Source organism: [Actinomadura] parvosata subsp. kistnae (assembly GCF_900323885.1).
Lineage (GTDB): Bacteria > Actinomycetota > Actinomycetes > Streptosporangiales > Streptosporangiaceae > Nonomuraea > Nonomuraea composti.
The window spans coordinates 305,454-329,187 of sequence record NZ_OOHJ01000006.1 but is presented as its reverse complement, the minus strand read 5'-3'; the positions used below and the strand labels follow the sequence as shown (position 1 = coordinate 329,187).

Sequence of the window (23,734 nt, the reverse complement as noted above, 5' to 3'; positions counted from 1 at the left end):
GGCGTGGGGACCAGCGGCTCGGGCCCGGGTGGACATTCGCGTGTCGTAGGTGACGATCGTCCCCTGCCGCCCGGCCAATGCCTTCACGCGCAGGGCGCAGTCCACGATCTCGTCGTCGGCGATCGGCAGCCGGACATGGCCTGGCGGGTCGAACACCAGCTCCGCGGTGACCGCCCGCGAGGGATACCCCCGTTGTCAAGCGGGGTGTAGTCCTCAGCTTGGAGTTCGGCGGGTTCCAGCGGGTTGGTGAGCCGGTCGTCGATGATGCGCAGCGTCTGCCGGGCCCGCCGCCGCTGATGGTTGTCACGGGACTGCTTGAGGTTGCCGAGCTCGTCGATGACGACGATCGGCAGCAGCAGATGTACGGGCTCTTCTCGGATACCGAGCAGAGCGCGCAGGTCCATGGCGTCCATCCGCTCGAGGTGCTCGATGAACAGCGAGGTGTCGGGGATGACGAACACACCGGGCCGAGACCATCGGGCGATTTGCGCGCGCAGCGCCTTGACGGCGGCCTCCAAGGCGATGACTCTCTCGTCCAGTTCGGTGCTGATGACCCGGTTGAGGGGGCCCTGCACGAGATGGTCCGTGGTGAGTGGCTGGAGCATCCAGTAGCGGCAGGTCAGGATCAGCCGGTCCATGTCGGCGCCGCTGATCTGGCCGCGCAGCGCGTAGACGGCATCGTCCACCCACTTGAGGTAGCCGTCGTGGCGCTCCATCACGTTTCCGCCCGCGCCCCGCGCATTGACGGCGGCCATGTACACCGACTCCAAGGCCTTCAAGACGTTGTCCGACTCGGTGCCGGGCAGCGGTGTGATGAGCATCCGTTGATCGTGTCACGCTCGGCAACCTTCCCGCCTGGCGTTTTTCGACGCACGGCAGGACGGTGGCAGATCACGTGTCGGCGGGCTGCTTGGCCTGCAGTTGCCCGTGAACCACCGAGGTTGTTCCGTCGACCGGTCAGCGCTTGGCTTGGGCGAAGCGACTGGTGGCGTCTCGTGGCAGGGAGAACGGCAGGAACGCGAGCTTGATCTCGCGGTCGGGATCGCCGTTGGCATGCATCACGACGTCGATGCGGCCGTCTGTGTCGTGGGTACCGCGCCGTTTGTAGTTGGGGTGGGCTTCGATGGCGGCCGTGGCGGACTGGATGGTCGCCGTCACGTCCTTGGTCCGGATGAACATCAGCAGGGCGGCCTTGGTGTCGCGCCACACCAGATAACCGAGCAGCTGGTCCAGGGCGTCGGTGACGGTCTGGGGACCGTCCCACATCTTGCATTCGCCGATGAACACGTTGCGGTCGCGTTCGCGGATGAGGATGTCGGTCTTGCCATCGCCGTTGAACAGCTCCCCGGCGGCCGTCCCCTTGAACTGGGCGTTGAGACTGACCAGCAGCAGGTTGCGGATGGTCTCCTCATCCATGCTGGCCACGACTGACGGGGTGCGCTCCAGGGCGTTGCGCTGGGCCTCCAGTACGTGGAGGGCGGCCTCATAGTCGGCGTCGCTGAGTGCGGGCTCGGGTGCGAACGGCTCCCCGTTGCCGAGGCCGGGCCGGGGCAGCCGCTGCGGGGATACCGTCTTGCGAGTGACCGGGATGCTGTAAGTGCTGGCGTCGGGGCGGCGCCGGATGGGAAACCCGATCTGCGACTGCAGGTTCCGGCCGTCCAGTAGCTTCTGCTTGCGCGCCGACACCAGACCGGTGACGAAGGCCGGCAGGGCGGCGTTGTGCCGGTCGATCTCCTCACGGCACCAGGCCAGGTACTGATCGATCCGGTCGAGTTCTTCAGTGAAGCGGTTGTTGAGCTGGGCCGGGTCGGTGAACTGCCCGGTCACCTCCAGGCGGAGCTCGCTCGTGGTGAGCGACTGCGCTTGCGGCACGACCGAGGTCCAGGTCGACGGGCGGCAGTAGAAGACGTCCTTCTCCCCGGTGTAGGGCACGACCAGTATGAACTGCGGTACTCGACGGGTTGCCGTCTCGCCGAAGAAGCGGTCGTGGACCTCGATGTCGACTTCGGCCATCTCCGGCATCCACGCCTGGTCGCGAAGCAGCTGAGGGCAGTGGGCGCTGCCTTCCTCCACAAGCTTGTCGATCAGGTCGTGCTCGGACGCTTTGAGGAACGCGTCGGCATCCCACTGAGCTACCAGGCCCTCAATCTTGGCCGAGGCGGCCCTGAGGGTCTGATGCAGGTCGTACTGCCTAAACAGAACTTCGCTCACACCGCCCATCCTGGCCGATCTCACCGACAAATCCGCTGATGCGGACTTGCTGACGTACGGGCCGGGTCTCGGCAGCCGCTATCGAGGAACGCTGGGGGTCATTGAACGGCGGCGTGGAGGCTACTGGTCGGTGGGGAGCTTGGCGACCGCAGCTTCCAGGTCGCCGTGGGTGGGCAGCTCTGGCGACGTCGGATATTCGAACCGTCCGAATGGGTGCCAGTCAGTGCTCACATCAGCGCGAACTTGGCGGCGGTGCGGATGAAGAACTCAGCGTGGGGCGGGAAGCCCGGATGGGGTGGCTCCGGGCAGCCCGGCAGTTCCAGGGCGTGAGGCATGGCGCGCAGCAGGGCATCGACGGTCCGTCGCTGGTGATATCGGTTTTCGGGGACACAAGGGAGGACGCCGACGGGCTGGGTGATGGCGGCCAGGTCGTCGTCGGTAGTACCGCGCAATGTCTGGCCGGCTAGCAGCGTGTCGATGACCTGCGGAGAGGCGCCCAGGTCGCTCAAAGCGCGGCGGGTGCGGATGTCGATGTCCAGATCGCTGGCTGTGGCGGGCCAGGCCAACAGGAGCCGTTCGATGCGTTCGGGGCTGGCAAGGGTGAGACGCACGGCTGCTGAACACCCGTTGGACCCGGCGATGACCGTGACCGGCTGATCGGGCAGTGCTGCGGTAAGGTGCTGGGCTTCGTCGGCCCAGCTTGACGGTTGATGGGGGCGGTCGGGAGCGAGCACCTCGACGGCGAGGTCTTGGAGGCCGGCGACGATCCCTGGCTTGCGCCAGAAGAGATCTGCGTTCATGTCGTCCCAGAATCCGCCGTGGATCAGGAAGAGTGTGGTCATGCGGGCATCGCGTCCTTGCACTGGTTGCATTGATCGACTGTGGTGGTCATTACTGTCATCGCTGTCGCTGGCTGACCTCAGCGGCGTAGGTGGTCCAGTCGCCGCTGCTCGTGCGCTGCCAGGCGACGGCCACCGTGATGTGGATGCCGAGCATCCGGCCCAAGACGGCGGCAGGCAGGTTGGTAGCGAGGTGGAACAGGGCGATGGAGCGGGCCTGGCCGGAGTGAATACCGAGGTCGCGGAGGCGTCCGGCGAGCCGGAAGGAGCTGATCGGGCGTCCGGGTTGCCCGCCAGGGAACAGCCAAGGCGAGGTGGCGTGGTCGCCGATGGCGGCGTGGCCGCGGCGCCTAGCCAGCAGGTGCCGGACGAGGTCATCGAGGGGTTCGGGCAGGATGACCGGTTCGCGTCCGAGGCTCAGCCGTACTTGCTCGTCGTCGGCGTGCACGTGGTCGAGAGTGAGACGGCTGATGGTCGACGGCCATTGGGCGTCGTGGAGCAGGCGGCGGGCCTGGTCCCACCGGGCCTCGGTGTCCAGGACGCGAGAGGGGCCGCCCCATCGGATAGCGGGGAAGTCCAGGCTGGTCAGCTTGTGTTTCTTGGTCCAGCGGATGAAGTGCCCGGTCTCGCGGCGGTGGGTGGCCTGGTTGCTGCCGATCCAGGCGTGCAGGCGGTTCTGCCGGCAGGTGGCGAGGGTGAGATCGCGGCCGGTGAGCCAGTCCAGAAAGCCGATCGCCGCCTTGACGTGCTGGCGAACGGTGGCCAGCTGTTCGTGGGTGGTTTCGGTGCCCTGGGTGCGGCGCCGGAGCCGGCGCAGTAGGTGCCAGATGGCGTAGCGGTGCAGCAGATGCTGCTGGTCAGGGCCGGCGATGGTGACGGTGATCCATCGTTCCAGCCGGGCCATCTGCTCGTCGCGGTGGGGCAGCGTGCCGATGGCCACCAGGACGCTGCGCAGGTGTTCGACAGGCTTGCCGGGCGACAGTGCGTCGAGGGTGGAGTGAGTGATTTCGACCTCGGCGTGCAATTCTCGCAAGATTGCGGGGGCGGCGCTCCTGTCGAGCCATGCAGTGACCGTGCCAGGCCGCTCGGCGTGGGCCAGCGCCTGGTAAAGGGCGGCAAGATGGGGACGGATCTGACCGCTCGCGTCACCGAGCAGTTCGTGCAGCCGAGGATCGAGGGAGCATCGGACGCACCGACCGGCGTGCAGGCGCCCGGTCTCACCGCAGGTGGGGCAGCTGGTCCAGAAATCTAGGTCGGAGCGGGTGCAGGTGGCGCAGAGCGGTGCGGTCTTGCTGCCGCCGCGGACGCGGCCGAACTGGCCGCAGCGTGAGCATCGTGCGCGGCGTTGCTGGCAGGCCGTGCACCAGGGTTGCCCGGTGGCTTGGGAGATCTCGCAGGGGCCCTGGCGGCCGCAGATGCCGCAGGTCGCGCTCTTGTAGGGGCGGCAGCTGGGGCAAAGTGGCCCCTCCTGGGTGCGGACGCTGATCGGTCGGCGACGGTCGCATGCGATGCAGACCTCTTGGTTGGACGGGTCGGTGCTCAGGCAGTGGGCGCAGAGCGGCTCGCCGTCCGCATCGCGTGTGGCTGCCTCGCGGACACTCCCGCAACGCGAGCAGGGTTCGGCGCGGGACTTGGCCACACAGTTGCGGCAGAGCCGGACCCCATCCCGGGGTTTGACCAGCGGGATCACTCGTCGGCAGTGCGGGCAGGGCGGCCGGACGATGCCTTGGGCGCCCGCGTCACAGAGCCGGTCGATCAACCTGAGCACCGCGGGGACGGGCGCATACGCTCCGGCTCCGGTGAGCAGGTCGGGCCGATCCTGAAGTGACCAAGCCAGCCGATAACGCTGCCCTGGCTGCGGCACCACCGTCGCGACCGCAGGCACTATAACCGCCGTCGGCAGGTTCGGATCGATGGACCTGACCACTTCCACCACGATGTCGGTGGGGTCCCCGCCGTCATCTGGTGGACAGCTGACGCAGCGGGGTCGGCCCTGTCGGTCACGACAGTGGATCGTTCGGACTTGGCCGCAGGATGCGCAGGGCTCCCGGCGAGGCCCGCATACGGCGCAGTACCAGTCCTGGTCACGGCGCTGGAACGTCCGCAGTTCCTTGCCGCACTCGGCGCAGACCGGCGGGGAGATCGTCGTGGCGCCTGCCGTGCGCAGCGCAATGAGCAGTTCGGCGATGGCTCGAGGAGCTGGTGATCGCCCGTCGGTCAGGACAGCCGGGCGCTCCAGCAGCGCCTGGGCGACCTTGCGGCGCTTGGCCCGGCCGCCGGCGACGCCTGTGACCGCCTCTTCCACCACCGTCCGGTTCAGGTTCGGTGCGGCATCGACGATCGCGTCGACGATGACGCCGATCGAATCGGCGAGCACCTCCGGCGCCTGAACGGTCATCTTTTTACTTGCCCGGCCCGGTAATCCGGGCCCGCTTCGGCCGCAGGTCGCCGACCCCGGCTTCTTCTCCGGAGGCCGCCTTGCGGGCGCGAGACGGTTTGGTAGCTGCGATCGGTTCGATCAGGTCCTCCATCGAGCACCCGAGGATGTCCAGCAGCGCCATCAGCAGCTTGAGGCTGAGCCGCTCGGGCCGTTCGGCGACCAGCCGGTAGAGCTGGCTGGATGACAGCTGAATGCCACGCTGGGCCAGCGGCCGGGCCAGGTCCGTGGTCTGGAACATGCCGCGCGCGGCCATCACCTGGCGTCGGTTCCACCGGTAGTCGAGCTTGCGCGTCATCGGGCCCTCCCGTCCCGTCCAGTGTCGAGGGCAGGCGCCAGTGCCTTGCGCAGTGCGATGTTCATGAAGTCCCCGCTGACGTGCGTGTAGATCGCCGTGGAGGTGTCGCAGCGGTGCCCGACAGCCTCCTGGATGAAGCGGCGGTCGACGCCGTCCTCGGTCAGGTGTGTGACGTAGGAGTGCCGGGCCGAGTGCGCCGACAGTTCCTTGGGCAGGCCGAGCACGTCCCGGTAGGCGACGAAACGCGCGTTGATCTCCGCCGGCTTCGCCCGGCCACCGCGTTCGGTTACCCATAACGCTGGCTGATCCGCGCAGCCGAACCGAGGCCGGATGTTGTCCACGTAGTCGGCGCAAGTCCAACTTGGAGGTCTCGGTGCGACGCAGGCCCCACCCATACATGACCTTGAACAACGTGGCGTCCCGATAGGCGGCCAGCGCCCCTTCCGCTTGGCTTTCACCGCCCGTTCCACCTGCTCATCGGCGTAGTCAAAGAACCGCTACAGCTCCTCACGGGTGAACGGCCGGGCCTCGGGCCGGCCCTCGTAGTCGTTCAGGTGAGCGATCGTGTTCCATTCATGGCATATCGGCACCGGATGGGCACCCGGCCCGAACTGCGTCTCGCACTCGGCCGCCCAACCGTATCGGGCGTCGGTGAGGTACTCGCTGAACAACCGCAGGTCGGTCTGGTAGCCACGAATCGTGGACGGTGCCAGATGATGCGCGCTGGTCAACGACAACGTCCACTCATCCACGTGTCCGGGCTGCCACCGCCACGGGTACTCGTTGCAGAACGCCAGGAACCGGCGGACCAGACGTTCACGCGGCGATGGTGTCCTCCTGCAGCCCACGAGCGGTCTGCTGCGCCCGCCAGCCCCGCAGCATCGCCTCGAACACGGCGTCCTCCGGCCGTAACTGCACCACTCCGGACACCAGCTCCAGATGCGCGGCGCCCGCCAGATCACCTCGTCTCACAGGCCCCCTCCAGCCCATGTAAACCCGACCGTCTGAAGGGTGAATCCTGCATCTGATGGGAGCATCGCGCAAGCGGTTCAGCTCGAATGGTACGAACGATCACCCCGTCGCACCCATTCCGGTGGCCCGCTTAGCAGGCGGCCTGCGGTTTCTCGCCCGTCTGATGCAATTCCCGAAGATTGGTGTACCGCCGTGTGGTGTCCAGGCGGGCATGGCCCAACAGCTCGGCGACTACGACGATGTCCACGCCCTGGCGCAGCAGATTAGTGCCAAGGGTGTGCCGCAGGGTGTGCGCGGAGGCGGCGGGCGCGCCGTGCTCGTCGACCAGGTCGGCCTCGGTCGCGAGCTCGTCGAGCAGCTGGTCGACTGCGCGGGCCGTCAGCCGCAGCGGATGGCCGGGCCGGTCGTGAGTGGCGACCACGCGCTGTCGCCTCGGGTGGCCGCCCGGATCCTGGGGTGGGTCCCGGAGGGCACCCGGCGCTCCTACACCGCCGGCTGGAGCCGCTTTGGCGACTGGTGCACGGCGGCGGGCCGGACAGCGCTGCCGTGCACGGCCGAGACGCTGGCCGAGTTCGTCTCGGCGATGGCCGATCGGGGGGATGCGCCGGCCTCGCTGCGGCGGATGATGGCGGCGGTCCGCTCGCTGCACCGCCTGGCCACCCGCCCGATGCCGGACGGCACGCCCGCGCGGGCGGTGATCAAATGCTACCGCAACGAGCGCGCGGCCGCCGGGATCGCCAACACCGGCCCCGCGCTCGGCGGCCCGGGACCAGCTGGTGCTGGGCTGAGCGATGATGGCCCGCCGGGGTGAGTTGTGCGCGCTGGACGTGCAGGACGTCGCCGAGGTCGAGCACGGGCTGGAGGTGCTGGTGCGCCGGTCCAAGAACGATCCGTCGGCCACGGATCACCTCGTCGCGGTGCCGCACGGCCGTGACCCGCAGACCTGCCCGGTGCTGCTGTGGCGGGCCTGGGCCACTCTGCTCGCCGATCAGTGGATTACCGCAGGGGCGGTGTTTCGCCGGATTCATCGCTCTGGCCGCATCGGTGATCGCCTGTCCGGGCAGTCGATCTACACCATCGTGCACGACGCCTCCGAACGGGCCGGACTCGGCGGTGCTGAGGTGCAGCCGCACAGCCTGCGCGCCGGAAGGGCGACCGGGGCCTACCTGGGCGGAGCGGACCCGCTGCTGATCGGGCGGCACGGGCATTGGCGCGACGGGTTGCGGACCGCGCTCGGTTATATCCGCGACATCGATCGCTCGGCGCACAACCCGATGCGCGGCAGCGGCCTGTAGCGTCACCAGTCGGCACCAGAAGCTCGCTCTGGCCCACCGGGGCGCGGGCAACCTTCCGGAGGCCCTGCGCCTCATCGATCTCGCTCGCTCCACTGCCGTCACCGATGCGCCCATGCAGCGGGTCCGGCTGGAGACGGCTTACGGGCACATCCTGCTTTCCGACCGGGCCACCGTGGATGATGGGCTGGTGATCCTCGACCGTGCCGCACGAGAGACTGCGCAGCACGGGCTCGCGCACCAACTGCGCAGCATCGAGGGCATCCAGCGGACCCATCAGGGGAACATCCGTCTTCCCCTTCCACGGCGATCAGGGAGCAGCCGAGTGAGCGTCAAGCAGCAGGTCATCACCGACGAGCAGTGGCGGCACGCCCGTACGATCTGGGACTACCACCAGATGCACCACGACCTGCGCCACTGCGATGTGGCCATCGGCCTGGGCAGCCACGATCTCGGCGTCGCGCGGGCGGCCGTCGAGCTCTACCGCGCCGGATGGTTCCCGCTGCTCGTCTTCTCCGGCGCCACCAGCCCCACCACCGCAGCACGCTTCCCCCGTGGCGAAGCCGTCCACTACCGCGAGCACGCCGTGGAACTCGGCGTCCCGGCCGAGGCGATCCTGCTGGAGCCGAACGCGACCAACACCGGGCAGAACATCAGCCTGTCGCGGCTAGTCCTGGCGGACTCCGGAGTTCAGCCCGCTTCCGTGCTGCTGATCTCCAAGCCGTACATGGAGCGCCGGGCCTACGCCACCGCGCGCAAGGTGTGGCCGGAGGTCGCGGTGGTGTGCGCTTCTGAGCCGCTGGATCTGGACGACTACGTCAGCTCGATCGGTGATCCGAAGCTGGTCGTCGACATGCTCGTCGGCGACCTCCAGCGCCTGATCGAGTACCCCAAGCTCGGCTACGCCATCGAGCAGCCCGTACCAGGAGAGGTCCATGACGCCTACCAGGCTCTTCTCCGCGCCGGATTCGACAGCAGGCTCCTTTCGTCCTGAGCTGCCGTACGGAGAGGTGTGCGCGATCCACCAGCCCAACCTCTTCCCGCGCCTGTCGACCTTGGCCAAGCTGTACGCCGCCGACTACTGGATCGTGCTGGATGACGTTCAGTTCGCCCGGCGCGACTACCAACACCGCACCCGCCTGGCCTCGCTCGACGACTCCCGCCAGACGCAATGGTTGTCCGTTGCGACTCATCTGCCGCACGGACGATCGACCTCTATCCGTGGAGCCCGCCTGGCTGAACCCGTCCGTTGCCGACGTCGCGTCGGTCAACTCCTCGCCGACCACTACCGGCGCAGTGTCTACTGGCCGCCGTTCAAGTGGCGGCTCGAACTCCTGCTTGCCTGCTTCGAGAGTACCGACCGGCTGGCGGACATCACCGAGTTGTCGACCCGCTTGCTGCTGGAGGAGGTTGGATGGCCGGGCCGCGTCCTGCACAGCAGCGATCTTTTCGCGCGGGGCGGGCGGTCGCAGCGGCTTGCTGATCTCGCCTGGCTGACCGGCGCGACGACCTACCTGTGTGGCACCGGGGGCATGCGATACCTGGAGTCGGCAGCCTTCCAGGCCCATTCGATCAAGATGAACCGCCCCGGCTTTGATGGAGATCTTGGTATGCCCCGAGTTCGGTGGAGTCGCGTTCCTGGATTGTCATGCCACGGTGGGTGTCTTCTCGATCTGTATCGGGGTGAGTATGCCCAGGCTGCTGTGTCGTCGTTGCCGGTTATGCCAGATCTCCAGGTACTCGAAGATCGCATTGGCGAGCTCGATGCGGGTGTTGCAGCGCTGACGGTCGAGGAGTTCGACCTGCATCCGCGACCAGAACGACTCCATCATGGCGTTGTCGAAGCAGTCGCCGACGCTGCCCATCGAGGGCAGCAGGCCGGAGTCCTTGGCCCGTTGGGTGAGGGCCCAGGGTCCGAAGTTGACTGCCCGCGTCCGAGTGATGAATCAGCCCCGGCCCGACCGGGTGGCCAGCGCGCTTGCGCCGCCACAGGGCCATGTCCAGGGCATCGAGCACGAGGGTGGTGTGCTTGGTCAGCGAGGCGGCCCAGCCGACGATCGCCCGGGAGTAGATGTCGACGACGAACGCAACGTAGACCACCCCGCACCAGGCCGTCACATGGGTGAAGTCGGCCACCCACGCGGCGTTCGGCCGGGAGGCGGCGAAGTCGCGCCGCAGCCGGTCGGCCGCCCGTACATGTCCTGGACCGAGGGTGGTGGTGCGGACCTTCTTGCCCCGGCGCGCGCCTTGCAGGCCGAGCGCGCGCATGCGCGCTCGACGGTGCAGCGAGCCACCCGATACCCCTCGCGCAGCAGTTGCCGCCAGACCTTGCGGGTGCCGTAGCCCACCAGCTGGGCGCCAGCCGCGCCCAGATCCGTAAGAAGACGGGCCGCAGCCGCGAGCAGGTGGCCATAGCGCTCTCCGCGGGCAAGCTGTCGAGACGACCCGCCGCGGCGCGCAGGCGATGGATTATGCCTGGACGCTTGCTGAACTGGCCATGCTGGAGAACTTCGACGGCGATGAGCCGGCCCCCAAGGCCGAGATCGACCTGACACCGCAAACTTTCATGCTGTGTAGTGAGCCCTTTTCATCCTGAGTTGCGGTCTGGTTCAATGTCGTCGCTGTATCTCTGACGGTATCTTGCGAAACACGATATCATAGATAGGTGAATATCACGGAGCCCATGTTCCTTGCGATGACCGCGCTGGTGGATGAGCCCCGGCACGGCTACGGGATCGCCCAGGAGGTCGATCGGCTGTCCGAGGGGCACGTGCAACTCAAGATCGGCACCTTGTACGGCGTGCTCGACCGGCTCTCGGCCGCCGGCCTAGTCGAACTCGACCGGGAAGAGGCTCGGCATGGACGGCTGCGGCGCTATTACCGGCTGACCGATGATGGCGCCAAGGCGCTCAGGGAAGAGGCCGCGAGGATGGCCGCCACCGCCGAGGCCGCCACCGCCCGCCTGCGGGCCAGGACGGCCGGAGGCGCCGCATGAGCCTACTGGAACAGCGCTACCGCTCCGTCCTGCGCCTGCTGCCGGCTTCCTACCGCGCCAAACGCGAGGAGGAGATGGTGGACGCGTTCATGGAGCTATCGGGCGAGGTGCCCGACGAGACGAACCCGCGGCCTCGGTGGGGCGAGATCGCCAGCGTGCTGTCTCTATCCTTGCGGGTGCGCCTCGGCGGCGCAGGCGCTTCTCCCCGCTTCGTCGCCTGGGGCGAGGCCGTCCGGCTCGTGGCGCTGCTCGGACTCGGCCATCTGGCCGTCGGTAGCTTCAACCAGCTCCTGCACTGGGGGCACGCGCTGACGTTCGGCACGGACGTCGCGTGGGCGGGCCCGCCAGGCTCCGTCGAACGGCTGGTGTCGATTGCCGTCTCCACGGCGGACCTATGCTCGATTTTCGCGTTCGTGGCGATCATGCGCGGCCACGTCAGGACGGCGAAAGTCACGGCCGTGATCGGTGCGGCAGCCACACTGGTCTACACGCTGATCCCGATGATCCTGGCCGGACCTCTGACTGACCGGCCGCTGTCGGAAACCGCCGCGACCCTGGTGTTCACGGCGGCGCCAGTGATCGCGCTCCTGATGGGCTTCCACAGTGATATCACGCCGCGACGCCGGTCGTGGGCGACCACCCTGTCACCGGCGGCTGCCGGCCTGGCGGTGCTGGGCGGCACTTGGCTGGTCGTCGCCCTGCGACCGTACCACCTGGACTGGCTCTACCTGTGGCTGGGCTTCGGCACGACAATCCTCGTGTGGGCGGCGGGCGCCGTGGTCGTCCTCGCCCGCCGGAGCTCCCCGTCATGGGCGCTGGCCATGACGACCACCGGGCTGCTCCTGCTGACGGTGCGGCTGCCATTGCTCGGCAACCTTCCCGAGGGCGCCTCGTGGACGATGGTCTGCGCCCAGTGCGCGGTGCTCTGGGCTCTGTCCACCGCGCTCGCCTGGATGGGTGCGCGAGGCCTGCCGGGCGGGTCCGGGACCGTACCCCTGACTCGCAAGGTCGGGGAAAGATCGGGGTAGGCGGCAAAGCGATCGGATTTCTATGTCATCTTCGCTGCGCGCTAACGAGATCCACGTTATTGCAAATAACGCACCCTCTCTGCTAAAGCGCGCAAGTTTGCCGACCGCCTCTGGCCGCTGCCAAAATCAGGTCCCACCCTCCCCTAGGTCGACCGAGACACTCAGCAACGACCAACTATGGGCCCAGGCCACCTGAGATGAAAAGGGCGCCGAGCGGGGTCCGGCAGGAGGTGGCGCGGTTGGCTGTGAGGGCTGTCAGAGCCAGCGCAGCTCGTCTTGGACGGCCGCGATGATGGCGGTGTCGTCGCGTCGGGGGCCGTCGGGTTGGTGGTTTTGGCTGCAGGGGCGCAGTCTGATCTCGATTCTCTCCAGAGCGTTGGGCAGCCACCGGTCGAGGTGTTCGGCGGCGTCGCCGGCGGTTGCTCCCTCCCACAGGTAGGCGGTCTTCCAGGTGCAGTACAGCATGGAGATTTCTTCGATGACGTCCCAGTGGCGGGGCCAGCAGGGCTGGATGGCGCGTTGGGCGGTGGGCCAGCCGAAGAGCACCTGGGTCAGCCAGTCGCCGAGTTCGCCGAGCCGGTCGGCTTTGCGGGCGTGGGGCATCTTGGGCCAGCACCAGGGGCGGGGTGGTGGCTGGAGCTGAGGAGCGGTGGCTTTGGCCGTCCCGGTGGTGGTCAGGCTGGTGACGATGTGAGACAGCTGCTCGAGGTCGGCGGCGAGGGCGGCGATGGTGTCGGTGGGGTCGTCTGCGTGGGCGGGGCCGGTGTTGGGGTCGGTCATGGCGGGTCAGGTCAGGGCGTTTGATGTGCCAGGGGCGGGAGGAGCGTGGCTGTCTGGTCGGTGGCGGGGTGGCGGAGTCGTCCGTTGATGGTTGGGTTGTGGCCGGGGTTGGTGCTGGTGGGGTGGGGGTGAGCGGGAGGAAGGGGATGGTGCCGTCTTTGGTTTTCCAGCGTTTGTAGTCGGCGCGTTTCCAGACCTGTTCGGTGCGGACGATGGTGGGGGTGGCGTTGCGGCGCACGACCAGGGCGCGCCAGGTGGGTAGGCGGCGGGCGTGGTCGGGTGGCAGGACCGGGACGGTTTCCCAGCGGCGGGTGTAGTAGGGCTTGCCGGAGCTGTCGACGGTTTTCTCGCGGTAGGGCAGGGTGATCTCGCCGGCCAGGTCGGACATGACTTTCAGGTCGTGGGGGTCGGAGGTGGCGCCGAACAGCATTTTGGCTTTGCAGTTGTTCCAGATGGTGGTCGCGCCGTGTTCGCTCCAGCGGTGCTGGAATTGCGACCAGGATTGGCCGGCGATGATGAAGACGAAGCCGGAGCCGGCTGCGGTGGCGATCCAGCCGGGCAGTTGCGGGATGGGACAGATTTCCGGGGCTTCGTCTAGGACGAAGGTGACGGGCGGGTCCATGCGCCGGTTGGGTCGTGGGGAGGCGAGCGTGCGGGCCTGGTGGTGGATTTCGGAGATGAGGGTGGCGAACAGGAGGGGGGTGGCGGGGTGGGTGCTGTCTCCGGAGATGAGGTAGAGGGTGCCGCGCTGGCGCAGGAAGGTTTCCAGGTCCAGGCCTTCGCCGGCCGGTGGGCAGAGCAGGTGGGCGATGTCGGGGTCGTCCATGCAGCGCAGGACCTGGCGCAGGGTGAGGTAGATGGAGTCGCGGGTGCGGACGTGCAGGTTGTGGTAGCGGCGGACCAGGGCGGCGGCGCGGCTGGTGTTGTGGCCGGGGCGGGGCCGGGTGAGGATCTTCAACGGGGTGGGGTCTTCGTTCAGGGTCCAGGCGTCCACGTGTTCCAGGCTGAGGTCTTCCAGGCCAGCGGCGTACAGGAGGGCGGCCAGGGTCATGGCGGCCTGGTTGGTCCAGAACGTCTGGTCGGACAGGCCGCCGGTTTCGGTGGCGGCGACCATGGTGGCGGCGCGGCGCAGGGCGGTGGCGGGGTCGTGGCAGCCGTGGACGGGTGACCAGCGGACGGTGGAGGCCCAGGTGCCGAAGCGTTCGGGGTTGAACAGTTCGACGTTGCCGCGCAGGCCGGCGGTCAGGTCGACGACGTCGTCGCGGATGCTGGTGACGATGGCGGCGCCGGGGGCGTCGATGATCCAGCCTGCCAGGTGGGCGGTCTTGCCTTCCTTGTGCGGGCCAGGCACAGGATGTGGTCTTCGAGGGTGGCGTAGGCGCGGAAGCGGATCAGCCAGCCTTGGGCCCAGCCGAGGAACAGGGCGATCTCGTTGCGCCGCACGACGTGCCGGCTCCACCAGCCGCGCAGGCAGGGGCGGGCGCGGCGGGCGACCTTGCGGGCGGCGGGGAGGCCGTAGTGGAGGTGGAGTTCGAGTCTGCGGGCGAAGCCGCGTCCCGGGTACAGGCGCCAGCGTAGTCGCCACCATAGGGCCAGTCCGCTGCGGCGGCGCGGGTTGCGGAGCCGGTCGGCGGCCAGGGCGACAAGGGCGAGGGTCAGCAGGGCCGCGGCGGTGGCGAGGGCCCATGAGGTGAGGGTGAGCGTGGAGGGCAGTGGGCTCATCTGGTGGTCCTGGTAGGGGCGGCGGGTGGTGGGTCAGTTGTCGGGCGGGTCGTCGTGGCAGTCGTCCCAGGTCAGGCAGGCGTGGGTGGGAGGTGTCGGCGAGGCGGGGCGGGGTGGTTCTTCGGGCCGTGGCGGCGGGTGTGCGGGTGGGGCGGTCGTGATGGTCACGGTGGTGGTGACGGTGGGTGGCGGGCGTTTAGTCGCTGGAGGCGTTGTCTTCTGCCGCCGGGGTGCCGGGGTGCGGGTCGGTGCGGGTCGTGGGGTGCGTGAGGGGGCGTGGGTGATACTGGCGCGAGGGGTGGAGGTGCGGGGCGCAGCCGGCTGGTCGCTCGCCCGCGTCGGTGGGGAGGTGGCCGGGGACGGTGCCGGCGTGCTCGCTTGAGGTGGGTGCGAGGCGGGGAGGGCGAGCCAGATGCCGAGGGCGGCGCTGGCGACCAGCACGGCGATCGGGGTGATGACGCGCCAGCGGGCGCGGGCCGGTTCCGGGCCGTACCAGTCGTCCTCGACGGTGGTGGCCTGCCGGACCGGGGGCAGGGGGTTGTGCAGGGCTCGGCCGCTGACGGGCGAGGGCGGCGGAGGCGGGTCGTCGTCTGCCGCAGGGTTCTGCCGGCCTGGCGTCGGGTCGGGTTCGAGGTCGGTTTCGACGGGGTAGCCGCCGTCGGTGGCGTCGGTGAAGGCCCGTGGCCGGTGCGGGCCGGGAAAGAGCCGGTCGTCGGGTCGCATCGGGAATGGGGGCTTCTCCACGGGCGGAAGGGGCTGCCGGTTCGGGGCGTGATCAAAGAAGGAGGAAGACCTCGCTCACTGCCTTGGCGAGTTCGGCGAGGTCGGCGGTGATGCCGCGTTCGGTGGAGGCCGCGTCGACGATGACGGCCAGGCGTCCGCGCAGACCCTGGCGGGTCAGGGCCGTCCACAGGGCGTTGGGGGTGAGGCCCGCGTCCAGCAGGCGGTAGGTCTGGTTGTCGTCGACGGCCTGGTGTCCCCACAGGGTGATGGTGGGCACGCCGAGGGCGATGGCGGTGCCGATGCGGGCGTCGATCTGCGTGGTGGCGGCGGCTTGGTCCCAGGCCGAAGTGTCGCCGGTGTGGGCGAGGCCGTATTCGCGGGCGCCGATCTGGGCCAGGGTGTCCCATTCCAGGGCTCTGATGCTCATCCACTGGGCGCGGGCGGCCAGGGCGGGGGTGATCGGGGTGGGCTTGCCGGTTTTCGGGTCGGGCACATGGTGCCGGCTGTAGGTGCGGCCGAACAGGCCGGTGGAGATCTCGACGCGGTCGGCGGCACGGGTTTTCAGGTAGCGGGTGACGTTCTCCTTGGTAGCCAGCGGGGCTTTGGCGCGCATGGCCTGGATGCACGCCTTGGCCGATCCGCAGCCGAGCTCGGGCACCACCACGCCGATGCTCAATCGTTTACCGGGCAGCGCGGCGCGAAGGGCGCCGCCGGCGCGGGTGAGGAAGCGGGTGACGTCGCCTGGGCTGGTGAAGCCGGTATAGCCGAGGTTGTCGGCGAATTTCACGCCGATCACGCCCGGCGTTTTGGCGACTGCGATGACGGCGTCCAGGGCGGTCGTGAAGCGTGCGTCTCCGGCGGTGTAGTCGTCGGCCAAGTCGGTCTCCACCCAGACGCGTAGTCGTGGTCGCACGGCGGCTGCGGCCGCGATGGCCTGCACGGCGGGGCATGGCGGTGGTGGCGGTGGCGGTCGGCTCGGCCGTCGGCTCGACGGTGGGCGTAGTGGTGGGAGTGGTGGCGGGTGATTGGCTGGTCATCGTCGGAACCGGGCTGGTGGAGTTGGGGGCCTCGGTGAGGGTCGGGTGGCGGGGTTGCCGTCGGGCGGGGGTTCGCTCTGGCCCGTCGGCCTGGCGCTGGCGGAGCTGTCGGCCGGTGTGGTGGGCGGCTGGCTGGGTGGGGCGGGGAGCACGGCGGTGGCGTCGATCGTCCGGACCGGGGTGCTCGACGACGCGGTCGAGGTCGCTGTGACGGTGGCTGCCGCGGTAGACAGTGGTGCGGTCGAGGGCGGCGTTGATCGCACGACCCATTTGCCGTTGACATACCCCTCATAGGTGACCTTGCGGCTGACCTGGTCTGTGCACCGGTACCAGCCGGTGGGCTGCTGCTTGCACAGGGTTTCGCCGCCCTTGCAGGTGCCGGTCTTGGCCAGGTCGCTGTTGTGGTTGCAGCGGATGAACTCGGGCGGCAGGGGCTGGGCACGTTGCAGGTTGGCGCCGTTGTCGGCGAGCCAGAACTCGGCCGCCGCGGCGGCGTCCTGGGGCGGGTTCAGCCACCGGCAGGTGACGTAGCTGGGGGTGTCGGCGGGTAGCAGGGCGCGGCAGGAGTCGCCCGCTGCGCATCGACCGGCTGTTCGGAGGTGGAGGAGGAGCCGCGCTGGGGCCGCTGCCGGGCAGCAAGCTGGGCTCGGCGACGGCTACCACCGGCACGAGCAGCGTCAGGGTCAGGACGATGCCGGCGGCCGCGAAGCGTCTCTCCCGCCGGGTGATGCTGCCGAGGAATCGTTTCACGTCGTTCTCCAAGAGGGGGTCAGCCGGTGCGGCAGTGGGACCAGTAGCCCTGCCGGTCGCCGCCGTGGTAACCGATCCGGTGGGGATCCACTCGCCTTTGTCGGCCTCGACGGTCCAGGTGACGGTGAGCGTCAGCGTGCCGCCGCCGGTCGTGGTCCCTGCGGTGGTGTGGCCGTCGCCGGTGGTGGTGCCGCTCCAGGTGATGGTGGCGGTGCCGGTTTCCGTGGTGGCGGTGCAGCCGGGCCGGGAGGCGGGGCCGCGAGGGTGACGCGGGTGCCGGAGACGGTGATGCCGTTCGATCCGGTGCCGGAGGAGAGCTGGCAGGTTCCGGTGCACGACAGGCTGAAGGTCCCGCTCCGGCCGGCGCCGAGGGCGAGGATCGAGGGTGACAGGCTGGCGGTCGGTGGTGCTGGTCGGGGCAGCCCTCGTGGGGTGCCGGTCCGGCTGCGGGTGGTGGGCGGGTCTTGCAGCGTGCCGTGAGCGGCTGGTCGCGTCCTACGAGTGGCGGGGTCGTGCCGGGGATGGCCTTGTCCGGTTGCCTGGTGCGGGTGGTCTTGTGTGGCTTCGGTGCCGGAGTCGACCGGTCGGAGCGGGAGTGTGTGGCGGCGGGGTGGCTTATGGGCGGTTCTCCCAGATCCGGTAGCGGCTGGGTGGGTTGTAGGGTCAGGGTGGGCGGGGTGGCTGGCGAAGTTACGCCAGCTGGGGCGGGGTCGGGTTGCAGCCAGGTCCATACGGCGCCCGCGGCCAATACGCTCGTGACGGCTGCTGCGATGAGGGCGCCGACTCGCATGACCGGGGCGAGGGGGCGCAGGGATAGGCGGGCCTCGGGGTCGGATTCGTCGGCGCGGCGGGCCCAGAACTCCTCGCTGCCGCGGTGGCGTCGTTCCCATGACCGGAACTCCTCTCCCTGCGAGAACGCGCCGCGACGGACGTTCGGCTTGGACCTGGTGATCAGGATGAGTGCTTGTTCGGGGAAGCCATCGCTGCGCCATGTCGTGCCGGCGGGAGCGGTTCGGCGCAGGTGAGGCGGGCTGCCATCGTGGCGGGTGCATCTCGGATCGGAAGGTGTTGGAGGAGGTCGGCGGCGGTGTGTGCTGCGGTGAGGGCAGGGCCGCTGCCGAGCAAGGTCTCCAGGTGGTCGGCGGCGTCGTCCACCAGGTGTTCGATCTCGATGGCGCCGGCGTCGAAGATCAGGGCGATCTCAGTGTTGGTGAGGCCGTGGCGGACGGACAACTCCAGCAGCTCACGCTGCAGGGCGGGCAGCGCCGCGAGGGCTTCTTCCAGGTCGGTGCCGGCTGCGGCGCCGGGCCCGGTCGGGGTGCCGCTGCTGGCCGTGGCCTGCATGGTGCAGTGAGCGCGGGCCAGGGCGTAGAGCCAGGCGCGCAGGTTCTCCGGCTCCGAGAGCCGGTCGGCGTGGGCATGAGCACTGAGCAGCGCACCACAGGCTGCCAGCTCGGCGTCGGCCGCCGCGAGCGTGCTGTGGCAGTAGTCGAACAGGACGTCACCGTACGCTTGGCGTGCCCGCTCGATCGCCGCCTGCGTGTCCGCGCTCAGTGCTTGCCACATGACGCTCGTTCCTCCGCAGTTTGGTCTGTCAGGGCGCGAGGATCGGCCGCGGGCGCAGCGCGGTCGTGACCTGTGCGGTGGGCAGGATGCGGCTGCAGCAGGAGGCGAGGTAGTTCAGCGCCATCGCATGGTGGTGGGAGGACAGGTCGGCCACAGCGTCGCCGATGACGAAGGGCTGGATGTCGCGGCTGAAGGCGTCCAGGGCGGTGGCCAGGACGCCGATGTGCGCGTACACCCCGCAGATGAGCAGCTGGTCGCGGTCCAGCTCCGTGAGGGCCTCATCGAGGGAGGTGTCGTAGAAGGCGCTGTAGCGGGATTTGATGATGACCCGGTCCGAGGGGCCTGGGCCAGCACGGGCGGCAGGTCGGTGTCGGCGGGGTCCGTGCTGAGCCCGGGACCCCACCGGTCGGTCAGCAGGCCGCGTTCGTCGGGGTCCTGTCCGCCTTGCTGGACCGAGTACAGGACGGGGATGCCCGCCTCGGCGCACGTCTCACGCAGCGCCGCCGCGTTGGCGAGCAGGTCGGCGAGAGGTGAGGCGGCGGGCGCGAACGGCCGCAGGAAGTAGTTCTGCATGTCGTGGACGAGCAGCGCGCTGCGGCGCCGTTCCACCGACCAGTCCGGAAACGCGTCGGCGGGCAGGGAAGGCATGAAGTAGGCGGGCACGGCGGGCAGGTACGACACCGGCGAGGTCCTTTCTGATCGGCGAGCAAGTGGCGGAGGTCATCGAGGGATGGCGTGCAGGGCGTGCAGCATGGTCGCCAGCTTGGCGTTCGTCTCGGCCAACTCGGCCGCCGGATCGGAGTCCGCGACGACACCCGCGCCGGCCCAGAGCCGCAGCCGGCGGGGCCGTCCATCACGGCGCAGCGCAGGGCGATCGCCCATTCGCCGTCGCCGGCGGCGTCCTGCCAGCCGACCAGTCCGGCGTACCAGCCGCGCTCGATTCCGGTGCCGCCTTCCAGCTCGGTGATGAGCGCCCGCGCAGCCGAAGTGGGGGTGCCGCAGACGGCCGGTGTGGGGTGGAGCGCGGCGGCCAGGTGCAGCGAGGTGATGGCCGGGTCGGCGAGCGTGGCGGTGATGGTGGTGCCCAGATGCCACATGGTGGGGGTGGGCTGCAGTTCCGGCTGCTGGGGGATGTGCACGTTGGCGCAGTACGGCGCGAGTGCGGCGGCGACCGAGTCGACGACGAGCCGGTGCTCGCGCCCGTCCTTCGGCGAGGCCAGGAGCTGCCGTCCGGTCTCCTGGTCCTGGACCGGATCGGGCTGCCTCGGGGCCGAGCCTGCCAGCGGCTTCGTCGTCACCGTGCGGCCGTGCCGCGAGATGAGCAGTTCGGGGGAAGCGCCCACCAGGGTGGAGCCGCGGCCGAGCGGCACGGCGAACGTGTGCCGCCCGCGCCCGCCGAGATGAACCAGCAGGTCGGTGAGCCTGATGGGGCGAGCGGTGGCCGTGGTCAATGTCAGCGCGCGGGCGAGAACCACCTTGTCCGCCTCCCCCGCGGCCAGGCGGTCCCGGGCCAGGCGCACCGTCTTGATGAAGTCGTCCTCGCTGGGCTTCGGGACGATGCGCCAGTCACCCCTGCCGCAGCGGAAACACTGACGCGCGGTCAGTGGGCCATGACGGGTGACCCGTTCGGGGACGGTCAGGCGGGAGGTGAGGCCGTCGAAGCTGATCGCTCCGATGAGGTGGTCGCCGCCGTGCTGGGCCAGGGCCGCGGCGGCGGCCTCGGGCAGCTCGGACAAGGGGGAACTGGTCAAGACGCCGCCGCCGCGGGCCAAGAGGGTGTAGTCGAGGCCGGAGAACAGCACGTCGCGGCGCCGATACTGCTTGATGGGCGGGGCGACATAGTCGGCGACCGCCGGGGCCTTGGGGGGAAGCAGCCAAGGTGACATGTCATCTCCTTGCGAAGGTCATGCGGAGAGGCCGGCGCCGCCGTCGACGGGCATGACGTGCATCGTGATGTGGCGGGCCTGATCACTGGCCAGGAAGAGCACGGCGTCGGCGATGTCGGACGGGCTGGCGATGCGGCCCAGCGGAATGCCGAGCCGGAACTCCTCCGGCACGCCCTCGACCGCGCTGGAGGCGTCGTGGCCGGCCTGGCGCAGCATCGGCGTGTCGGTGGAGCCGGGCGCGACGACGTTGCAGCGGATGCCGAACGCGGCCAGTTCCAGGCCGAGACAGCGGGTGAACATCGTCGCCGCGGCCTTGGACGCGGCATAGCCCGCCAGTTGAGCGCGCGGCACGATGGCGGCGTTCGAGGTGACCGTGATGATGGCGCCGCCGTGGCGAGGGACCATGCGGCGGGCCGCGGCGCGAGAAACATGGAAAACGCCGTCGGTGTTGACGGCGAACAGCCTTCGCCACCATTCCTCGGAGAAACTGACCGTGCTTCCTCGGTGGAGGATGCCGGCCACGTTCACCAGGACGTCGGGCGGCCCGTGTTCAGCTTCGGCCAGAGCGAGCGCCGCCTCGACCGCCCAGGGGTTGGTGACGTCCAGGCGTCGTGCGGTGACAGTGTGACCAGCCGCGGTGATCTCGGCCGCGACATGACGGAGACGCGTCCAGTCCAGGTCGAAGGCGGTGACGGCGGCCCCGGCCCGGGCAAGCGCGCTGGCGACGGCCGCGCCGATGCCGCCCGCGGCCCCGGTCACCAGGGCGGACTGCTGGGCCAGCGAGGATGGCCGGCTGGAGACGCCCCACTCCCCCATTGCTGGAGCTTTTGGGTTGTCGTTAGGTGATGGATTGCACAAAGACAGCGTCCTTTACAAAGTAGATCAGCCCCGGTGCCATGCGCCCGTGGACAGGGTCGTGACGTCCTCGAACCACCAGTCATTGCGTGTGACCTGGGCGTGCAGCAGCAGCGGATAGTCGTGGGGTCCGGCCAGCCACTCGGAGACCACCGTCAGATCGGCGGGACGGCGAATGACGGCGCTCGGGCAGCCATGTGCTGCGGCGATCAGGGCGAGGTCGACGGCCGGATCGGTCGCATGAGTCCCCGGCGCGCCGGGCTCGACGCCGGCTGAATCGTCGTGGACAACGATCAGCAGAGGTACGCGGTGGCGAGCGGCCGTCTCCAATTCAGCAGCGGCCATCAACGTGCTGTCGATGTCGAGCACCGCGATGGCCAGTCGGTCGCATCTGGCCAGGGCCGCGCCGACGGCGCCGGCCAGACCGAGCCCGGGGGTGGGGATAAGGCAGAAGCCGTCCGCGTCGGGCACTCGCAACTGGCTGATCGCAGGACCCATCGTGGTGCCCAGTTCGACCGTGAGCGTGCGCTCGGCGGGCAGGATCGTGTCCAGCAGCAGCGACAGGGTTCTCGGGTCGATGCGGCCGGCCGCGAGGGCAGGCTGGTATCCGACATCCTTCCAGCGGCTGCGCGTGGCGATTCGTTCTCGTACAGGTTCGGTCCGATAACCGGTGCGTGTCTGTGGAAGTGCCTGCTGGAGCGCTTCTGCCGTACGGGCGGCGTCGCCGGCGACGCCGAGGTCGATCCGGTGATGCAGGCCGAGCGCTGCGGGATCGATGTCGATCTGGGCCACGTGGGCTTGGGCCGGGAACAGGGTGCCCCGGCGGGTGGTCCATGGATCGAGCGAGCATCCCCAGGCGACGACCAGATCTGCCTCCGCGAGGATGGCGGCCATGTCCGGGGTGGCGAGCGCGCCGCTGATCCCGATGTTCCAGGGGCTGGTGGTGAACAGTCCGTACGTGGCGACGCTGGTGGCCAGCAGTGCGCCCGTTCGCTCGGCGAGGCGTTCGAGGGCTTCGGCGGCACGAGCGGCGCCGCGGCCGACGATGAAGACGGGACGTTGTGCCTGGGCGAGCAGTCCTGCCAACTCCCCCACTACGGCAGGATCAGCGACCGGCGCTGGAGCAGGAGCGCGTTCGCCTCCCGGCGCAGAGCATGGGGCCGCCTCCTGGCTGGCGATCCGCAGCAAGACCGGCCGCTGATGGTCCCGCGCGGTCCGGGCCGCCTGGACGACCACCGCGTTCGCCTGCCGTAGATCTTGCAGGTTCTGCACGAGGGTGTCGCAGGTGCCGAGCAGCGGCATGCCGTCGGTCTGGTCGTGCGGCCCGAGCACGAGAATCGGGGCGTGATCATGACGGGTGACGGCCAATCCGGGTGCGGCGGCGGCGAAGCCGTAGGTGCGGTCGAGCAGCAGCACCGCAAGCTGACCGCTGATGCGGGCGTGGACGGCCGCCATGGCAGCGGCTCCTGCTTCGTGGCGGGCAATGATGAGATCTGTCTGGTGCTGGGCCAATTCGGCGGCCAGGCCGGCGCAATCCCCGTTCACCGTGCCGAACACAGTCCGCACGTCCAACGTGGGCAGCAGGTTCGCGATCTCGCCCGGCAGGCGGCTCTGCCGAGTCATCGTGTGCCGTTCCCGGCTGGCGTCCCGGCGAGCGCGGCGCCGTTCTCGGCCATGCCCTGACGCGCACACTCTCGGATCCCGCGGAGCCGTTCCATGATCCGGACATCGCTGGTAGGCAGCAGCGGCAGCGTGTCCAGATGGCTGCCCCACTCCGCCCTCGTCGTTCTGGCGGGGAGATTACGGCTGGCCAGATCCGAGTGGGGCGCGGTGTAGCTGCGACGCCGAGAGACGAGGGCGTTGTTGATCGTCTCGTGTGGCCTCCCACGAGGACAAGGCGGCACCTCGTACGTCAGGGCACCGACCGCGTCCGCCAGTGTGAGATCGGCCAAGGCGCCACCGAGCGCGGCCACCCGGACGGCGGGTTCGGTGTGGAACACAGAGGTGCTCATCGCCGGACAGCCTCCTTGGTGGCCGCGCCCTGCGCGGACTGCTGGGATGCCTCGAGTGCGGCGATGGCGAGGTCGAGATCGGCGATCCCCTGACGGGCGCAGGCGATGATGGTGCGCAACCGCTCCATCGAGCGGATGTCGGCGGCGCGCAACATCGGCAGGGTGTCCAGACGGCCGTCCCAGCAGGCGTCGGGCCCCTGTACGGCCGTGCTGGTCCCCGCCACTCGTCGCTGGTACGGCGGTTGGTAGGGCGGCCGGTGGGGTGATCGTGTTGCCGGCGGTGCGATGTCGGTCATCGTCATGCGGGTCCTCCAGGGGTCGAGACGACGGG

The 23,734-nt window shown here is 69.4% G+C and carries 27 protein-coding genes and 4 pseudogenes; 8 read left to right on the top strand and 23 right to left on the bottom strand.

Annotated elements, in window-relative coordinates; genetic code table 11:
- Positions 1–83: 83 nt before the first annotated feature.
- From KIS93_RS05180 to KIS93_RS05150, 9 genes are all read right to left on the bottom strand, one after another.
- Positions 84–821, bottom strand: coding sequence for a PIN domain-containing protein (locus KIS93_RS05180; protein ID WP_186403812.1), 738 nt, complete (start codon positions 819–821; stop codon positions 84–86).
- A gap of 136 nt (positions 822–957) precedes the next feature.
- A complete protein-coding gene (locus KIS93_RS05175) occupies positions 958–2,211 on the bottom strand; it encodes a hypothetical protein (RefSeq protein ID WP_186403811.1) in 1,254 nt (417 codons plus the stop codon).
- Positions 2,212–2,438: 227 nt separating this feature from the next.
- Entirely contained in the window at positions 2,439–3,053 is a 615-nt protein-coding gene (locus KIS93_RS05170) for an alpha/beta fold hydrolase (protein WP_186403810.1), read from the bottom strand.
- Between the two features lie 55 nt (positions 3,054–3,108).
- The gene (locus KIS93_RS05165) at positions 3,109–5,448 is read right to left on the bottom strand and encodes a hypothetical protein (RefSeq protein WP_186403809.1); all 2,340 of its coding nucleotides are present in this window, start codon (positions 5,446–5,448) and stop codon (positions 3,109–3,111) included.
- A gap of 4 nt (positions 5,449–5,452) precedes the next feature.
- On the bottom strand, positions 5,453–5,785 hold the full coding sequence (locus KIS93_RS05160) for a helix-turn-helix domain-containing protein (RefSeq protein ID WP_186403808.1): 333 nt from the start codon (positions 5,783–5,785) through the stop codon (positions 5,453–5,455).
- On the bottom strand, positions 5,782–6,126 hold the full coding sequence (locus KIS93_RS63015; RefSeq protein WP_222107257.1) for a tyrosine-type recombinase/integrase: 345 nt from the start codon (positions 6,124–6,126) through the stop codon (positions 5,782–5,784). The genes KIS93_RS05160 and KIS93_RS63015 overlap by 4 nt, the downstream gene beginning before the upstream one ends.
- Before the next feature lie 156 nt (positions 6,127–6,282).
- On the bottom strand, positions 6,283–6,537 hold the full coding sequence (locus KIS93_RS63010; protein WP_222107256.1) for a site-specific integrase: 255 nt from the start codon (positions 6,535–6,537) through the stop codon (positions 6,283–6,285).
- Between the two features lie 64 nt (positions 6,538–6,601).
- Positions 6,602–6,757, bottom strand: a complete 156-nt coding sequence (locus tag KIS93_RS63005) for a hypothetical protein (protein WP_222107255.1) — start codon at positions 6,755–6,757, stop codon at positions 6,602–6,604.
- Between the two features lie 130 nt (positions 6,758–6,887).
- A complete protein-coding gene (locus KIS93_RS05150; RefSeq protein WP_246005193.1) occupies positions 6,888–7,178 on the bottom strand; it encodes a tyrosine-type recombinase/integrase in 291 nt (96 codons plus the stop codon).
- Here KIS93_RS05150 and KIS93_RS05145 point away from each other — a divergent pair.
- The 4 genes and pseudogenes from KIS93_RS05145 to KIS93_RS68810 form a co-directional block, all read left to right on the top strand.
- The gene (locus tag KIS93_RS05145) at positions 7,149–7,568 is read left to right on the top strand and encodes a site-specific integrase (protein WP_246005192.1); all 420 of its coding nucleotides are present in this window, start codon (positions 7,149–7,151) and stop codon (positions 7,566–7,568) included. The two genes, KIS93_RS05150 and KIS93_RS05145, sit on opposite strands and share 30 nt — an antisense overlap.
- Entirely contained in the window at positions 7,549–8,052 is a 504-nt protein-coding gene (locus tag KIS93_RS05140) for a site-specific integrase (RefSeq protein WP_186403806.1), read from the top strand. Before KIS93_RS05145 ends, KIS93_RS05140 begins: the two co-directional genes overlap by 20 nt.
- Before the next feature lie 322 nt (positions 8,053–8,374).
- A complete protein-coding gene (locus KIS93_RS05135; protein ID WP_246005191.1) occupies positions 8,375–9,043 on the top strand; it encodes a YdcF family protein in 669 nt (222 codons plus the stop codon).
- A pseudogene (locus KIS93_RS68810) lies at positions 8,985–9,617 on the top strand (WbqC family protein); the annotation flags it as partial. The gene KIS93_RS05135 and the pseudogene KIS93_RS68810, both read left to right, overlap by 59 nt.
- 78 nt (positions 9,618–9,695) lie before the next feature.
- On the opposite strand, the gene KIS93_RS68805 reads toward KIS93_RS68810, so the two are convergent.
- Both KIS93_RS68805 and KIS93_RS68800 read right to left on the bottom strand, forming a co-directional pair.
- Complete coding sequence (locus KIS93_RS68805) at positions 9,696–9,914, bottom strand: integrase core domain-containing protein (RefSeq protein WP_420895848.1); 219 nt, start codon at positions 9,912–9,914, stop codon at positions 9,696–9,698.
- A gap of 64 nt (positions 9,915–9,978) precedes the next feature.
- A pseudogene (locus tag KIS93_RS68800) lies at positions 9,979–10,317 on the bottom strand (DDE-type integrase/transposase/recombinase); the annotation flags it as partial.
- A gap of 196 nt (positions 10,318–10,513) precedes the next feature.
- On the opposite strand from KIS93_RS68800, the gene KIS93_RS67280 reads away from it, so the two are divergent.
- The 3 genes from KIS93_RS67280 to KIS93_RS05115 all read left to right on the top strand — a co-directional run bounded on the left by KIS93_RS67280 (position 10,514) and on the right by KIS93_RS05115 (position 12,072).
- Positions 10,514–10,645 (top strand): hypothetical protein, encoded by a 132-nt coding sequence (locus KIS93_RS67280; protein WP_281261946.1) that lies wholly within the window; start codon positions 10,514–10,516, stop codon positions 10,643–10,645.
- A 69-nt stretch (positions 10,646–10,714) separates the two neighbouring features.
- Entirely contained in the window at positions 10,715–11,044 is a 330-nt protein-coding gene (locus tag KIS93_RS05120) for a PadR family transcriptional regulator (RefSeq protein ID WP_246005190.1), read from the top strand.
- Positions 11,041–12,072, top strand: a complete 1,032-nt coding sequence (locus KIS93_RS05115; protein ID WP_186403804.1) for a hypothetical protein — start codon at positions 11,041–11,043, stop codon at positions 12,070–12,072. Before KIS93_RS05120 ends, KIS93_RS05115 begins: the two co-directional genes overlap by 4 nt.
- Before the next feature lie 175 nt (positions 12,073–12,247).
- On the opposite strand, the gene KIS93_RS05110 is transcribed toward KIS93_RS05115, so the two are convergent.
- The 4 genes from KIS93_RS05110 to KIS93_RS05095 are packed head-to-tail and all read right to left on the bottom strand — an operon-like array spanning position 12,248 to position 16,174.
- Complete coding sequence (locus KIS93_RS05110; protein ID WP_186403803.1) at positions 12,248–14,203, bottom strand: TraM recognition domain-containing protein; 1,956 nt, start codon at positions 14,201–14,203, stop codon at positions 12,248–12,250.
- A complete protein-coding gene (locus KIS93_RS05105) occupies positions 14,095–14,574 on the bottom strand; it encodes a hypothetical protein (RefSeq protein ID WP_186403802.1) in 480 nt (159 codons plus the stop codon). Before KIS93_RS05105 ends, KIS93_RS05110 begins: the two co-directional genes overlap by 109 nt.
- A 33-nt stretch (positions 14,575–14,607) precedes the next feature.
- Positions 14,608–15,297 (bottom strand): hypothetical protein, encoded by a 690-nt coding sequence (locus KIS93_RS05100; RefSeq protein WP_186403801.1) that lies wholly within the window; start codon positions 15,295–15,297, stop codon positions 14,608–14,610.
- Positions 15,298–15,349: 52 nt separating this feature from the next.
- Entirely contained in the window at positions 15,350–16,174 is an 825-nt protein-coding gene (locus KIS93_RS05095) for a hypothetical protein (protein ID WP_186403800.1), read from the bottom strand.
- 944 nt (positions 16,175–17,118) lie between these two features.
- Here KIS93_RS05095 and KIS93_RS05090 point away from each other — a divergent pair.
- On the top strand, positions 17,119–17,352 hold the full coding sequence (locus KIS93_RS05090) for a hypothetical protein (RefSeq protein WP_186403799.1): 234 nt from the start codon (positions 17,119–17,121) through the stop codon (positions 17,350–17,352).
- A gap of 683 nt (positions 17,353–18,035) precedes the next feature.
- Here KIS93_RS05090 and KIS93_RS05085 read toward each other — a convergent pair.
- The 8 genes and pseudogenes from KIS93_RS05085 to KIS93_RS05055 form a co-directional block, all read right to left on the bottom strand.
- The gene (locus KIS93_RS05085; protein ID WP_186403798.1) at positions 18,036–18,650 is read right to left on the bottom strand and encodes an RNA polymerase sigma factor; all 615 of its coding nucleotides are present in this window, start codon (positions 18,648–18,650) and stop codon (positions 18,036–18,038) included.
- 28 nt (positions 18,651–18,678) lie between these two features.
- A pseudogene (locus KIS93_RS05080) lies at positions 18,679–19,223 on the bottom strand (isochorismatase family protein).
- A gap of 147 nt (positions 19,224–19,370) precedes the next feature.
- A complete protein-coding gene (locus tag KIS93_RS63000) occupies positions 19,371–19,532 on the bottom strand; it encodes a chorismate-binding protein (RefSeq protein ID WP_222107254.1) in 162 nt (53 codons plus the stop codon).
- Positions 19,490–20,536, bottom strand: a pseudogene (locus KIS93_RS67275) (isochorismate synthase); the annotation flags it as partial. The gene KIS93_RS63000 and the pseudogene KIS93_RS67275, both read right to left, overlap by 43 nt.
- A gap of 18 nt (positions 20,537–20,554) precedes the next feature.
- Positions 20,555–21,352, bottom strand: coding sequence for a 2,3-dihydro-2,3-dihydroxybenzoate dehydrogenase (locus tag KIS93_RS05070; protein WP_186403797.1), 798 nt, complete (start codon positions 21,350–21,352; stop codon positions 20,555–20,557).
- A gap of 66 nt (positions 21,353–21,418) precedes the next feature.
- Positions 21,419–23,014, bottom strand: coding sequence for a thiamine pyrophosphate-binding protein (locus tag KIS93_RS05065; RefSeq protein WP_186403796.1), 1,596 nt, complete (start codon positions 23,012–23,014; stop codon positions 21,419–21,421).
- Positions 23,011–23,403, bottom strand: a complete 393-nt coding sequence (locus KIS93_RS05060; RefSeq protein WP_186403795.1) for a hypothetical protein — start codon at positions 23,401–23,403, stop codon at positions 23,011–23,013. Before KIS93_RS05060 ends, KIS93_RS05065 begins: the two co-directional genes overlap by 4 nt.
- The gene (locus KIS93_RS05055) at positions 23,400–23,705 is read right to left on the bottom strand and encodes a hypothetical protein (protein WP_186403794.1); all 306 of its coding nucleotides are present in this window, start codon (positions 23,703–23,705) and stop codon (positions 23,400–23,402) included. Before KIS93_RS05055 ends, KIS93_RS05060 begins: the two co-directional genes overlap by 4 nt.
- Positions 23,706–23,734 lie beyond the last annotated feature (29 nt).